The sequence below is a fragment of the Streptomyces sp. NPDC054765 genome (assembly GCF_053612065.1).
The window spans coordinates 25,625-39,281 of the sequence record NZ_JBSHBP010000071.1; the positions used below are offsets into that span (position 1 = coordinate 25,625).

The following is a 13,657-nucleotide window of genomic DNA, read 5'->3' on the forward strand; positions in this document are numbered from 1 at the left end:
CCGCCCGCGTCCCTGCGCGCGCTCAGTCCGCTGTACCTGACGCGTCGAGCACCACCACGTCCTGCGCCACGAAGGCGATGCCCACCCGCTCCCCCACGTCCGGCGCCTCCCGCAGTGCGCAGGCTGCCTCCACCTGCGGTCCGCCGGCCGGCTGGAGCAGCAGCGCGACATGGCTGCCCCGGAAGGTGCGGGCCGCGACCGTACAGGGCAGGCCCTCGGGGGCGGCCGTCAGCCGTACCCCGGCCGGGCGGACGAGCAAGCGGCACGGCCCGTCCGTAGTACCGGCCGGGACCGGCACCTTCCCCCAGGGGGTGGCGGCGCTCCCGCCCTGCACCGTCGCGCCGACCACATTGTCGAAGCCGAGGAAGCGGGCGACGAATTCCGTGGCGGGCCGCTGCCAGACCTCCAGCGGGGTGCCGGTCTGCGCGATCCGGCCGTCCTGCATCACCACGACCCGGTCGGCGAGCGCAAAGGCCTCACCCTGGTCGTGGGTGACCGCCAGCACGGTGGTGCCCAATTCGCGGAAGAGGCGGCGGAGTTCGACGACCAGCCGTTCGCGCAGCCCACGGTCGAGCTGGCCCAGGGGCTCGTCCAGCATCAGCAGGCGCGGGCGCGGGGCCAGCGCGCGGGCCAGCGCGACCCGCTGCTGTTCGCCGCCGGACAGGGAGGCCACGGCGCGCCGCTGGGCGCCCGGGAGCCCGACGAGGTCCAGCAGTGCGGCGACCGTCCGCTCCTGGTCGCCGCGTGAGGAGCGCCGCATCCGCAGCCCGAAGGCGACATTCCCCTCGACGTCACGCTGCGGGAAGAGCTGGTGGTCCTGGAACATCAGACCGACCCCACGGCGGTGCGTCGGCACCCCGGACTGGTCCCGCCCCTCCAGCAACACCTGCCCCGCATCGGCCTGTTGGAGTCCGGCGACCACTCTGAGCAGGGTGGACTTGCCGCTGCCGCTCGGCCCCAGGACGCAGACGATTTCGTGCGCGGCGACGTCCAGATCCACCGCGTCCAGCGCGGGGCCTGACGCCGTGCCGAAGCGGACGGTCACCCCGCCCAGCCGCAGCAGCTCCTGCGCCGTGGTCCCGGCCCGTGCCGTCATCTAGAACTCCCCGGAGTGGTCGATGGGGCGAAGGCGCTCCAGTACCAGCAAGGCACCGGCGCACACCACCATCAAGAGGGTCGACAAGGCCATCGCCTGCCCGTAGTTGAGCTCTCCCGCACGTCCCAGCAGTCGTGCCACGGCGACCGGCAGCGTCGGCTGGTCCGGCCGCGCGATGAAGACCGTGGCACCGAACTCGCCGAGCGAGACGGCGAAGGCGAACCCCGCGGCGATCAGCAGGGCCCGCCGCACCATCGGCAGGTCGACCTCGCGCCACACCCGCCACGGCGAGGCACCGAGCACGGCGGCCGCCTCCCGCAGCCGTCCGTCGACCGCCCGCAGGACCGGCAGCATCGTCCGGACCACGAACGGCACCCCCACCAGCGCCTGGGCGAGCGGCACCAGCCACCACGAGGCCCGCAGATCGAGCGGGGGTGTGTCGAGGCTGATCAGAAACCCGAAGCCGACGGTCACGGCGGAGACCCCGAGGGGCAGCATCAGCAGCGCGTCGAAGCCGCGCACGAACCGGCTGACCAGGGGCGTCCGCCCGGACGGGCCCCCGCGGAGCCGGGGCAGGGTCAGCGCGGCGGCCGCGAGCCCGCCCACCACCAGTGCGATCGCCGTGGCCGCGGCCCCGTAGGCGAGGGAGTTCCACAGGGCGTCGAGGGGCGCGACGGCGAAGGTGCTGTCGGCGGACGCGGCGGACCGCAGCGATGTGTAGAACACCGTTCCGTAGCCGTCCGGCCCGGCGAACGACCGCTGCACGAGTACGACGAGCGGCACGATCAGCAGGACGGTGATGACGGCGAGGGTCCCCCACAGCAGCGTCCACTGCCCGGGGCCGCGCGGCCGGTGTGCGGTCCGCGACGCGGCCACGAGCCGCAGCGCGGATTCCCGGCGGCGCACGGTGCGGGCGTGCAGCGCGAGCACGCCCAGCACCGCCGCGAATTGGATCATGGTGAGGACGGCGGCCGTCGGCAGATCCAGGAATTCCGCGGTCTGCCGGTAGATCTCCACTTCCAGCGTCGAGAAGGCGGGTCCGCCCAGAATCTGCACCACCCCGAAGGAGGTGAAGGTGAAGAGGAAGACCATCAGCGCGGCGGCCGCGACGGCGGGCCCCAGGGCCGGCAGCGTCACCCGCCGCCAGGCCGCGAACCGCCCGGCCCCCAGCACCCGCGCGGCCTCTTCCTGACGCGGGTCGAGCTGGCTCCAGAGACCGCCGACGGTCCGTACGACCACGGCGTAGTTGAAGAAGACATGCGCCAGCAGAATCGCCCACACCGAGGTGTCCAGGCGCAGGCCCCACAGCTCGTCCAGCAGCCCGCCCCGCCCGACCAGCGCCAGGAAGGCCGAGCCGACGACGACGGTCGGCAGCACGAACGGCACCGCCGCCACCGCCCGCAGCAGCTGTTTGCCGGGGAAGTCGAAGCGCGCGAAGACATAGGCACCGGGCAGCGCGATCAGCAGCGTCAGCCCCGTGGAGGCCGCCGCCTGCCAGACGGTGAACCACAGCACATGGACGACATCCGGGTCGCTCAGCACCGCGCCGAACCGGGCGAGCTGCCAGTGGCCGCCGCCCTTGAGGCCGCGCCCGACGATCGCCACGACCGGATAGGCGAAGAACAGCGCGAAGAAGGCGAGCGGCATCGCCATCAGGCCGAGCCGCACCGCCGTTCCCCGCGCGGGCCGGACGCGCCGGCTGCGGACTACTTCAGAACGAGCGAGGACCACTGCTTGATCCACTGTTCGCGGTGCTCGGCGATCGTCTCCGCAGGCAGCGTCGTCGGCTTGTCGATCGTCGTGCCGTACTTGGTGAACAGCTCCGGCACCTTGGCGTCCTTGCGCGCCGGGTTGACGAATATCTGCAGCGGTACGTCCTCCTGGAACTTCTTGCTCATCAGGAAGTCCAGCAGTGCCTTACCGCCCTTCTCGTTCTTCGCGCCCTTGAGCAGGCCGCCGAATTCGATCTGGCGGAAGCAGGTGCCCGTCGCGACCCCGGTCGGGGCCTCCTTGGGCGCGGGCTTCTTGCCGAGCACCTCGGCGGGCGGGCTGGAGGCGTAGGAGACCACCAGCGGCTTGTCGCCCTTGCCCCGGCCGGCCGCGGAGCCCGAGAACCGCTCGTTGTAGGCCTGTTCCCAGCCGTCGACGACCTCGACGCCGTTGGCCTTGAGCTTCTTCCAGTAGCCCTGCCAGCCGGCCTTCCCGTACTTCGCGATGGTGCCGAGCTGGAAGGCGAGCCCCGGGGAGGAGGTGGCGGAGTTCTCGGTGACCAGCAGCCCCTTGTACAGGGGCTTGACCAGGTCGTCGAAGGTCTTCGGCGGGGCTATCCGGTGGTGGGTGAAGTAGCTGCGGTCGTAGTTGACGCAGATGTCGCCGTAGTCGAGGGGGGTGACGCGGTGCTCGCCCTTGTCGAGCTGCAGCCCGGCCGGCACGCTCGCCAGCCCCTTGGCCCGGTACGGGCTGAAGACGTCCTCCTTCAGACCGCGCGAGAGCAGGGTGTTGTCGATGCCGAAGAACACATCGCCCTGGGGGTTGCCCTTGGACAGGATCGCCTGGTTGACGGCCTTGCCGGCGTCCCCGCCCTTGAGGACCCTGACCTTGTAGCCGCTCTCCTTCTCGAAGGCGGCCAGGACGGACCGGGAGACGCTGAAGGAGTCATGGCTGACGAGCGTGACGGTCTTGGCGTCCGCGCTGCCGCCCGGTGTACCGCATCCGGCGAGCGCAGTCATGCCGACCGTGGCGGCCACCGCGGTGGCGGTGATCCTGCTGGTGGTGCTCACTGATTTCCTCCTGGCTGGCCAGGAAGAGACGCGGCCCCGCCCCGGGGTCCGCGGCTCTCGTCGTCCGACGACGTACGGAGCGGACCCGGGGCGGGGCGCAACAGCATGAGTGACGACCGGACTTCCTACCCGGAATGACCCGGGCGAGGTTCAAGGGTCTGCGGGCACCGTAGGACTACGGCGCTTCCGCACTCTCAGCGCTGTGGCGCTCCCCTGTCGGAATGTGCATGTGTGCGATCACACGGTACCAGCGGGCGGTCAGCGCTCCGAGGCTGCGAGCTGTCCGCAGGCGCCGTCGATCTCCTGGCCGCGGGTGTCGCGGACGGTCACCGGCACCCCGTGCGCCTCGATGGCCCGGACGAACGCCCGCTCGTCCTCGGGCCGCGACGCGGTCCACTTCGAACCCGGCGTCGGGTTCAGCGGAATCAGGTTCACATGGACACGCTTGCCCTTCAGCAGCCGTCCCAGCAGGTCACCGCGCCAGGCCTGGTCGTTGATGTCCCGGATCAGCGCGTACTCGACCGAGATCCGCCGCCCGGACTTCTCCGCGTACTCCCACGCCGCGTCCAGCACCTCACGCACCTTCCAGCGCGTGTTGACGGGGACCAGCGTGTCGCGCAGCTCGTCATCGGGGGCGTGCAGCGACACGGCCAGCCGGCACTTGAAGCCCTCGTCGGCGAACCGCAGCATCGCCGGCACCAGGCCGACCGTGGAGACGGTGATGCCCCGCTGGGACAGCCCCAGCCCGTCGGGCTCGGGGTCGGTCAGCCGCCGGATCGCGCCGGCCACCCGCTTGTAGTTGGCGAGCGGCTCGCCCATCCCCATGAAGACGATGTTGGACAGCCGCGCCGGCCCGCCCGGCACCTCGCCGTCGCGCAGCGCCCGCATCCCGTCGACGATCTGGTGCACGATCTCGGCGGTCGAGAGATTACGGTCCAGGCCCGCTTGGCCCGTCGCGCAGAACGGACAGTTCATGCCGCAGCCGGCCTGCGAGGAGATGCACATGGTGACCCGGTCCGGGTAGCGCATCAGCACGGACTCGACGAGCGTGCCGTCGTGCAGCTTCCACAGGGTCTTGCGCGTGGTGTCGTCGTCACAGGAAATGTGCCGCACGACCTTCATCAGATCCGGCAGCAGCTCGCTCGCCAGCTTCTCGCGTGCCGCCGCCGGGATGTCGGTCCACTGCGCCGGATCGTGCGCATAGCGGGCGAAGTAGTGCTGCGACAGCTGCTTGGCGCGAAACGGCTTCTCCCCGATCGCGGCCACCGCTTCGCGACGCTCGACGGGGCTGAGATCGGCAAGGTGCCGCGGGGGCTTCTTGGCCCCGCGCGGCGCGACGAAAGTGAGTTCTCCGGGTGCAGGCATGGTCGTACCAGTGTCGCAGATCCTCTCGGGGCACCCGGGCCGGAACGGGGTGGGGCCGGTCACCCGGTGCTGCGTCGAGGGGATCACCGGTCGCGGTGCGGCGTCGTCACGACAGCGGGGCGAGGTGCTCGTCGCGCGGGGCCGCATTCTTGCGCTCCTGCAGGTGGGCGTAGGCCATGAGGCCGAACAGAAGGGCCAGGAGTACCGCCGAGGAGCCTGCGGTGCCGAGGTCGAGGCCGCCCTTGGCGACGGGCTTCGTGAGGAAGTCGCCGGCGGTGGCCCCCAGGGGGCGGGTGAGCACGAAGGCGATCCAGAACAGCACGACATTGGGGACGACCGGCACCCGCATGAGTGCGACGAGCACGGCCAGGAGCCCGGTCACGAGCAGGGCTCCGCCGGCGTAGCCGAGGCCGGAGCTGTCGGAGAGGAAGTCACCCATGGACGTGCCCAGCGTGTTCGACACCAGGATCGCGGCCCAGAAGAGAGCCTCACCGCGGAAGGTGACGATGTCGCGGATGACGAAGGTCTGCCCGGTCAGCTTCCAGGCGAGGAAGATGACGCTCAGCAGGGAGATCAGGATCGCGGCACCCGCGGGGTATCCCAGGCCCAGACCCTGCGGTCCCCAGCCCAGCGTGGTGGCACCTCCCGTGAGGTACTTGGCGCTGGCGTCACGGTTCATGAAGTCCGACATGGTGGTGCCGGCCATGCTGGTGGAGAGGATGACCGTCCAGTAGAAGAACGGGTTGTAGCGCTTGGACCGCAGCTGCACCACCAGCGTCACCACGAACACCAGGAACAGCAAGATCGTGGTGAGGAAGTAGCCCAGCTTCAGCGTCTGCGCGAACAGGTCTCCGGCGGTCTCCCCCAGCGTGGTGGCCGCGATCTTCATGATCCAGAAGGCCAGCGTGACCTCCGGAAGCTTCTTCATCACGGACCGGCCCGCACCGGCGACATCCATCTCGGTGAGGATCTCTGACTGCCCCAAAGCGCACTCCCTGGTTGGCGGTTCGGCGCCGCACTGCCCTGCACGGGCAGCGAACGCGTCGTAGCTGTGCGGCATGGGCGAGAAGTGCCACGCGCCCATGGGCGAGAGGTACTACGCGCCCGGTTCGCGCGACGACGACCGGGCACGCCGGCCCCTCGCCGGAACTCCCGGCACCGTAGATCGTCTACATCAACGTAGACAAAAATAGGCGCACGGACCATGCACCGATCACGCGCCGACCATCGAGCCTTTCTCCCGGTCACCATGCCCCACGGCGCCCGCAGTCACCACCACCGCCGCACCACCGAAGGGGCGGCACCACGGCGGCCGGCCCGGCGACCGCCCAGCACCCACGGCTCACGGCTCACGGCTCACGACCCAGCCCGGCAAGAAGCCCCCTACCGGCAGCAAAACCGCTGGTAAGGGGCTTCCTATCGCCCTTGGAGACCAAGTTCTCCGGGTGCGGGCCCGGTCATCACGCTGTCGCAGACGTGGCGAAAAGGGGCCTGCCATGGAGGTGCGGCAGCCCCCCTAGGAACACCGGCCCTCAGGAACACCGACCCTTAGGCGCACCGGCTCAGGCGCCAACCCCTCAGAGCCACCGGAAGACCCCGATAAGCGCGGAAGCGGTCAGCGGAACGGAACGCGGTTTCCCGCTCCCTTCCTGCTGACCGCCCCCACCTGCGAAAACTATGAGCTCAGCCGGATCCCACAAAGATCACGAACAGCAGCCAGACAACCGGGGCGGTGGGGAGCAGGGAGTCCAGGCGGTCCATGATGCCGCCGTGACCGGGGAGCAGGCTGCCCATGTCCTTGATGCCGAGATCGCGCTTGATCATGGACTCGCCGAGGTCGCCGAGGGTGGCGCTGGCCGCGACCACGAGGCCGAGCAGCAGGCCCTGCCACCAGGCGCCGTGCGCGATCAGGAACTGCATGCACAACGCGCCGGCCGCCATCGCGAAGAGCACCGCGCCGACGAGTCCCTCGCGGGTCTTGCCGGGGCTGATGCGCGGTGCGAGCTTGTGCCTGCCGAACCGCCAGCCGACCGCGTACGCACCGGTGTCGCTGACGACCGTCAGCAGCAGGAACGTCAGCACCCGCTGCGGCCCGTCGGGCTCGGCCGCGAGCATCAGCGCCACGAAGGTCGCGAGGAAGGGCACGTAGAACGCCGCAAAGACACCGGCGGTGACATCCCGCAGATAGTTCTCGGGCGCCTCGGTCATCCGCCAGACGAGGACGGCCAGCGCGGTGAGCGCCATCGCCACCCACGCCCCTTCGGCACCGCGGACATATCCGGCGACCACCATGGCGGTGCCACCGACCGCGAGCGGCACCAGCGGCACCTTGATGCCCTTGCGCTCCGCCAGCCGCGAGGTCAGCTCCCACAGGCCCACGACGACGGCGATCGCTATCACGCCGATGAAGACGGGCTTGTAGACGAAGAGCGACGCAACGATGATCACGCCGAGGCCGATTCCGACCCCTATCGCGGCGCGCAGGTTGCGGCCCGCGCTCTTCTTCTTCGGCTTCTCTGAGTCCGGCGAGCTGTCGGACCCGGAAAGAGAGGTGGGCATGGGCTCCTGCGGCTTTTCGTCGCGGAACAGGGGGCCGCTCAGTCGAGCAGCCCCCCGGTCGTCCAGGTGATCCCGGCTATCCCGGATGTCCCGATGTTCCCGGTCGTCGTCCTGGTGTCCGCCCGGCCCGGGTACGAAGGGCATGGGCCGAGTCTGCGCCGCGTCGCCCCAGTCGTGCACGGGACCCGCCGGGACGGGGGGCGCCACCCCGCGAAGCGAGGAGGCCGGTGCGTGGTCGGGCGGTCCCCATTGACCGGCGCCGGGCGGGGCGGCCCCCCAGGAAGACTCGTTCATCAGACCTCGAGGAGCTCGGATTCCTTGTGCTTGAGCAGCTCGTCCACCTGCGCGACGTACTTCGCGGTGGTGTCGTCGAGCTCCTTCTCGGCGCGGCGTACCTCGTCCTCGCCGGTTTCCTTGTCCTTGACCAGCTTGTCGAGGGTCTCCTTGGCCTTGCGGCGGACACTGCGGATCGAGATCTTCGCGTCCTCGCCCTTGTTCTTGGCGACCTTGATGAACTCCTTGCGGCGCTCCTCGGTCAGCTCGGGGAACGTCACCCGGATGATATTGCCGTCGTTGCTCGGGTTGACGCCGAGGTCGGAGTCGCGGATGGCCTGCTCGATGTTGCGCAGCGCGCTCTTGTCGAACGGGGTCACCACGGCCATCCGCGGTTCGGGAACCGAGAACGACGCCAGCTGGTTGATCGGCGTCATCGCACCGTAGTAGTCCGCCACGATCTTGTTGAACATCGCCGGGTGCGCACGCCCGGTGCGAATCGCGGCGAAGTCCTCCTTGGCGACCACGACGGCCTTCTCCATCTTCTCCTCGGCCTCGAGGAGGATCTCTTCGATCACCACTTGCTCCTGGTCTTTTCGGTAAGAAGCAGAGCCTCGCCCCTGCCGCGCGTCTTCTCCTGCACGGTGTCCGACCGGCAGGCCGTTGTCCATCCCCGTACCGGGGTCCGCCCCCGGCCGGGAACTGCCGCCCGTACGGGCCGATGCCCGTACGGAGTCACGGCAGTTGGGGCCGTCAGGCCCGGGTGCCCTGATCGCTGACGAGCGTGCCGATCTTCTCACCCTTCACCGCGCGCGCGATGTTGCCCTCGGCGAGCAGTTCGAACACGAGGATCGGGAGCTTGTTGTCCCGGCACAGCGTGATGGCGGTGGCGTCGGCGATCTTCAGATCCCGGGTGATGACCTCGCCGTATTCGAGGGCATCGAACTTCACCGCGTCCGGGTTCTTCTTGGGGTCGGAGTCGTAGACCCCGTCCACCCCGTTCTTGCCCATCAGCATCGCCTCGGCATCGATCTCCAGGGCGCGCTGGGCGGCGGTGGTGTCGGTGGAGAAGTACGGCATCCCCATGCCGGCGCCGAAGATGACGACCCGGCCCTTCTCCAGATGGCGCACCGCGCGCAGCGGAATGTAGGGCTCCGCAACCTGTCCCATGGTGATGGCCGTCTGGACGCGGGAGTCGATGCCCTCCTTCTCCAGGAAGTCCTGGAGGGCCAGACAGTTCATGACCGTGCCGAGCATGCCCATGTAGTCGGAGCGGGCCCGGTCCATGCCGCGCTGCTGGAGTTCGGCGCCGCGGAAGAAGTTTCCGCCGCCGATCACAATGGCGATCTCATAGCCTTCGCGCACCACGGCAGCGATCTCGCGGGCCATCGCGTGCACGACGTCGGGGTCGACGCCCAGTCCGCCGCCGCCGGCGAATGCTTCGCCCGACAGCTTCAGCAGGAAGCGTCGCCTGCCGCCGTGACCGGCATGGTCTGTGTGCGCGCCGTCGGCACCGTGAATCATTGAGCTCTCCTCGTGCACATACGAAGAAGGCCATTGCCGTGGGTCTGGTTCAGATCCCTGTGCGGCAATGGCCTCCTCGTCACATCTGCGGCCGGCCGTTGAGCGGCCGACTGCGTACGACCCTAGCGGGGTCGCAGGTCATTCGCTGCCTTCGCGACAGGCTCAGATGCCGACCTTGATGCGCGCGAAGCGCTTCAGGGTGACACCGGCCTCCTGGAGGACCTTCTCGACGGACTTCTTGTTGTCGAGCGCGTACGGCTGGCCGAGCAGCGTCGCGTCCTTGAAGAAGCCGTTGAGGCGACCCTCGACGATCTTCGGCAGGGCAGCCTCGGGCTTGCCCTCCGCACGCGTGGTCTCCTCGGCGACGCGGCGCTCGGCCTCGACGACCTCGGCCGGGACGTCGTCCTTGGAGAGGTACTTCGGGGCGAAGGCGGCGATGTGCTGCGCGACGCCCTTGGCGACCTCGGCGTTCTCCTTGTCGAGCTCGACAAGGACACCGATCTGCGGCGGCAGGTCGGGCATGGTGCGGTGCATGTAGACCGACACGTAGCCGTCGGAGAACTGCGCGAAGCGGTCCAGGACGATCTTCTCGCCCAGGGTGGCGTTGGCCTCGTCGACGAACGCCTGGACGGTCTTGCCGGCCTCGATCTCGGAGGCGAGCAGGGCCTCGATGTCGGCCGGAGAGGTCTTCGCGACGTGCGCGGCGATCTCGTTGGCGACGGCCTGGAACTTCTCGCCCTTGGCGACGAAGTCCGTCTCGCACTTCAGCTCGACGATGACACCGGAGGCGTTGTCGTCGGCGATCAGGGAGACCACGGCGCCGTTCTCGGCGGAGCGGCCCTCGCGCTTGGCGACGCCCTTCTGGCCCTTGATACGCAGCGCCTCGACGGCCTTGTCGACGTTGCCCTCGGCCTCGTCCAGGGCCTTCTTGCAGTCCATCATGCCGGCGCCGGTGAGCTCGCGGAGCTTCTTGACGTCAGCGGCGGTGTAGTTCGCCATGGTCTGTGAATCTCTTCTCGAAATCTCGAAGTCGAAAGATCTACGGGTGGACGGCGGGGGCGGCGCTTGTGGCGCCCTCCCCCGCCGTCATCAGCCGGTCCTGAGGTCAGGCCTGCTCGGAGTCCGCAGCCGGCTTCTCGGCCTCGGCGGCGGGAGCCTCGGCGGGCTTCTCGGCCTCGGCGGCCGGGGCCTCGGCGGCCGGGGCCTCGGTGGCCGGGGCCTCGGTGGCCGGGGCCTCGGCGGGCTTCTCGGCAGCCTCGTCGGAGTCCGCCTTCTTCTCGCCCTCGAGCAGGTCGCGCTCCCACTCGGCCAGCGGCTCGGCGGCAGCCTTGTCGCCGGGCTTCTGGTCGCCGGTGGCGGCACCGGAGCGGGCGATGAGGCCCTCGGCGACGGCGTCGGCGATCACGCGGGTGAGCAGGGTGACGGAGCGGATCGCGTCGTCGTTGCCCGGGATCTTGTAGTCGACCTCGTCCGGGTCGCAGTTGGTGTCGAGGATCGCGACGACCGGGATGTTGAGCTTGCGCGCCTCACCGACGGCAATGTGCTCCTTCTTGGTGTCCACGATCCAGACGGCGCTGGGCACCTTCTGCATCTCGCGGATACCGCCGAGGGTCTTCTCCAGCTTGGCCTTCTCGCGGGAGAGGACCAGGAGCTCCTTCTTGGTGAGGCCGGAGGCGGCCACATCCTCGAAGTCGATCTGCTCGAGCTCCTTCAGGCGCTGCAGGCGCTTGTAGACGGTCGAGAAGTTGGTCAGCATGCCGCCGAGCCAGCGCTGGTTCACGTAGGGCATGCCCACGCGGGTCGCCTGCTCGGCAATGGCCTCCTGGGCCTGCTTCTTCGTGCCGACGAACATGACGGAGCCGCCGTGGGCGACGGTCTCCTTGACGAACTCGTAGGCGCGGTCGATGTACGACAGCGACTGGAGCAGGTCGATGATGTAGATGCCGTTGCGCTCGGTGAAGATGAAGCGCTTCATCTTCGGGTTCCAGCGGCGGGTCTGGTGTCCGAAATGGACGCCGCTCTCCAGCAGCTCCCGCATCGTGACGACGGCCATGGCCGTACTCCTTGTTGTTCTCGGTTCCACTGCGGCCGGTCGGCCGCGGTGCCTGACGCCCCGACGCGCCTGCCGGGGAAGACACCTTGCGGAGCCGTCCGAGGACCGAGGAGCGCGGCCGTCGTGCTGCCCGAACGGGACTGGTGCACTGACGGCGGGGCGTGCGAAGTCGACCCGGTGACCCGGATCGCCATCAGAAGTGTACGGGACAGCCGATGCACCGGGCGACACGCATCATTTCGAGCCCCGGACGGGTGACACCGTTGTCCACAGCCGCCCGCTGATCCACAGCTTCGGACCAAGATCCCCCCGCCACGACGCAGTGCGCCACCGTCGGGACATGCGACAGACCACGCAGCAGGACACGCAACGGAACGCTCGACGCAACACTCGGCGAAATTCCGCCCCGGCCCGGAGCCCCGGCGTCTTCAGCGGCTTCCACGAACCCTTCTCGGGAACGACCGACGGTGAACGCCCGAGGAGGACTCACCACCGGCCGCGACGCCGGCCGGGTCCCTTTACCGGCCCTCCGTCTTCTCCTCTGTCTGCCCCCACCCGACCTTGGGGCCCGCCGCCGGCTCCCCGTCTGGTTTCCTGTCCCCTTTCCCCTCCCCGGTCACGGTTCCGGCCATCGGCGCCGTTACCGCCTGCGCCGCTCCGGGAGCGGGCCGGATTCGGGCCGAGCTGCTTCTTCCCGGCCCACGGGGCGGGCGCGCTGCTGGCCCCGGCCGTAGCCGCGGTGCTCGCGCTTCTGTCCCCCGCACCCGCGAGCGCTGCCGACGCTCCGCCCGTGGCCGCGGTGGCCGAGCGGGCCGCGGTGGCGGAGCGGGCCTCGGTGGCGGAGCGGGCCTCGGTGGCGGAGCGGGCCTCGGTGGCGGAGGGGGCCTCGGTGGCGGAGCACCGGGTGGAACGGGCTACAGGTCAGACACGTGGCGCGGCGATGAGACGTCCAGAGGGCGTGGCACAGGCCGAGGCAGCGGCACGGACCGAGAAGGCGGCACGGGCTCCGGCAGGGATGCATGCCGAGGTTGCGGGGCGCACCGACCCACCAGGGGTGGACAGGGCCTGGCCGGTCGGAGGCTCCACAGGTATAGGCCCCACGGTGGTGCGCGGCTGGGATCCGCCTCCTTCGCCCTGGGCAGCCGGGCATCGCGGCGTGGACCTGTCCGCGCCCGCGGGTGCGGTGGTACGGGCCGCGGCACCCGGCCGGGTCGCTTACGCCGGGACCGTCGCCGGCCGTGGCGTCCTGACGATCGAGATGTCCCGCTCGGGCCGTCCCCCCTTACGCACCACCTACGAACCTGTGCGCCCCACAGTCCGGAAAGGGCAGCTCGTCACAGCAGGCCAACCGGTCGCCGTCCTGCAACGCGGCCCATTCCACTGCCGGGCACCATGCCTCCACTGGGGCCTGCGCCGCGGCAAGCGCTACCTGGACCCGCTGTCACTGCTGCCGCGGAGCATGCTCCGCGGCGGCCCCTCGCGGCTGCTGCCGGTCTTCGGGGTTCCCGTCCCGACGGGTGACGGCACGATTCCCCGGCATCCGGGACCAGCGGAGCGACCGGAATCAGCAGTACCGGCGCAACCAGCCGTATCGGCAAAACCAGCAGCTCAGGGACGAAAGACGGCTCCGGCAGCAGCTGCCCTCATGGGAGCAGCCGGGCTCGCGATCGCAGCGATCTGGGCACTCGGCCGACTCCACCGGGCTCGCCAGGCCGGGAGCGAAGAAGGCATACAGAGGGGGCGGAATGGCAGCCGGCAGGCTATCCGGTGGGGTGGTGGGCGATCGATCACGAGGCAGCCGGTGCGCCCCGTGATCACCGGGAGGTGAGGCACCACCGAGCAGTGGCAACCACACCGTGGTCGCCAGGCTGCAAAGGCGGAGCTGCTGCACGACGGGGCACGCCGTCCCCCCCCCCGTTATGTTTTCCGCGGCTCCGCAACGGGGCCGCTGGCCTCTGGGCCCGGCATGACTGTTGCCCCCTGTCGAAGGCATGACCTGGGGGGTGG

Annotated in this window: 11 protein-coding genes; 1 reads left to right on the forward strand and 10 read right to left on the reverse strand. The window is 69.9% G+C overall.

Features of this window, described 5'->3' with window-relative positions; translation table 11 throughout:
- Positions 1-22: 22 nt before the first annotated feature.
- The 10 genes from ACWGJY_RS31545 to rpsB all read right to left on the reverse strand — a co-directional run bounded on the left by ACWGJY_RS31545 (position 23) and on the right by rpsB (position 11,650).
- Positions 23-1,096, reverse strand: a complete 1,074-nt coding sequence (locus ACWGJY_RS31545) for an ABC transporter ATP-binding protein (RefSeq protein WP_453264285.1) — start codon at positions 1,094-1,096, stop codon at positions 23-25.
- Complete coding sequence (locus ACWGJY_RS31550; protein WP_453264286.1) at positions 1,097-2,827, reverse strand: ABC transporter permease; 1,731 nt, start codon at positions 2,825-2,827, stop codon at positions 1,097-1,099. It lies immediately after the preceding gene.
- Positions 2,803-3,876, reverse strand: a complete 1,074-nt coding sequence (locus tag ACWGJY_RS31555; RefSeq protein ID WP_453264287.1) for a thiamine ABC transporter substrate-binding protein — start codon at positions 3,874-3,876, stop codon at positions 2,803-2,805. Before ACWGJY_RS31555 ends, ACWGJY_RS31550 begins: the two co-directional genes overlap by 25 nt.
- A 258-nt stretch (positions 3,877-4,134) precedes the next feature.
- Positions 4,135-5,241, reverse strand: a complete 1,107-nt coding sequence (rlmN, locus tag ACWGJY_RS31560; RefSeq protein WP_453264288.1) for a 23S rRNA (adenine(2503)-C(2))-methyltransferase RlmN — start codon at positions 5,239-5,241, stop codon at positions 4,135-4,137.
- Between the two features lie 106 nt (positions 5,242-5,347).
- On the reverse strand, positions 5,348-6,226 hold the full coding sequence (locus ACWGJY_RS31565; RefSeq protein ID WP_453264289.1) for a COG4705 family protein: 879 nt from the start codon (positions 6,224-6,226) through the stop codon (positions 5,348-5,350).
- Between the two features lie 698 nt (positions 6,227-6,924).
- On the reverse strand, positions 6,925-8,094 hold the full coding sequence (locus tag ACWGJY_RS31570) for a phosphatidate cytidylyltransferase (RefSeq protein ID WP_453264290.1): 1,170 nt from the start codon (positions 8,092-8,094) through the stop codon (positions 6,925-6,927).
- On the reverse strand, positions 8,094-8,651 hold the full coding sequence (gene frr, locus ACWGJY_RS31575; RefSeq protein WP_030087489.1) for a ribosome recycling factor: 558 nt from the start codon (positions 8,649-8,651) through the stop codon (positions 8,094-8,096). Before frr ends, ACWGJY_RS31570 begins: the two co-directional genes overlap by 1 nt.
- Positions 8,652-8,826: 175 nt before the next feature.
- Positions 8,827-9,597: a UMP kinase gene (pyrH, locus tag ACWGJY_RS31580; protein WP_453264291.1), complete on the reverse strand. Its 771-nt coding sequence runs from the start codon at positions 9,595-9,597 to the stop codon at positions 8,827-8,829.
- A gap of 162 nt (positions 9,598-9,759) precedes the next feature.
- Positions 9,760-10,596: a translation elongation factor Ts gene (gene tsf / locus ACWGJY_RS31585; protein ID WP_453264292.1), complete on the reverse strand. Its 837-nt coding sequence runs from the start codon at positions 10,594-10,596 to the stop codon at positions 9,760-9,762.
- Between the two features lie 106 nt (positions 10,597-10,702).
- Positions 10,703-11,650: a 30S ribosomal protein S2 gene (gene rpsB / locus ACWGJY_RS31590; protein ID WP_453264293.1), complete on the reverse strand. Its 948-nt coding sequence runs from the start codon at positions 11,648-11,650 to the stop codon at positions 10,703-10,705.
- 1,015 nt (positions 11,651-12,665) lie between these two features.
- Here rpsB and ACWGJY_RS31595 point away from each other — a divergent pair.
- The gene (locus ACWGJY_RS31595) at positions 12,666-13,478 is read left to right on the forward strand and encodes a murein hydrolase activator EnvC family protein (RefSeq protein ID WP_453264294.1); all 813 of its coding nucleotides are present in this window, start codon (positions 12,666-12,668) and stop codon (positions 13,476-13,478) included.
- Positions 13,479-13,657 lie beyond the last annotated feature (179 nt).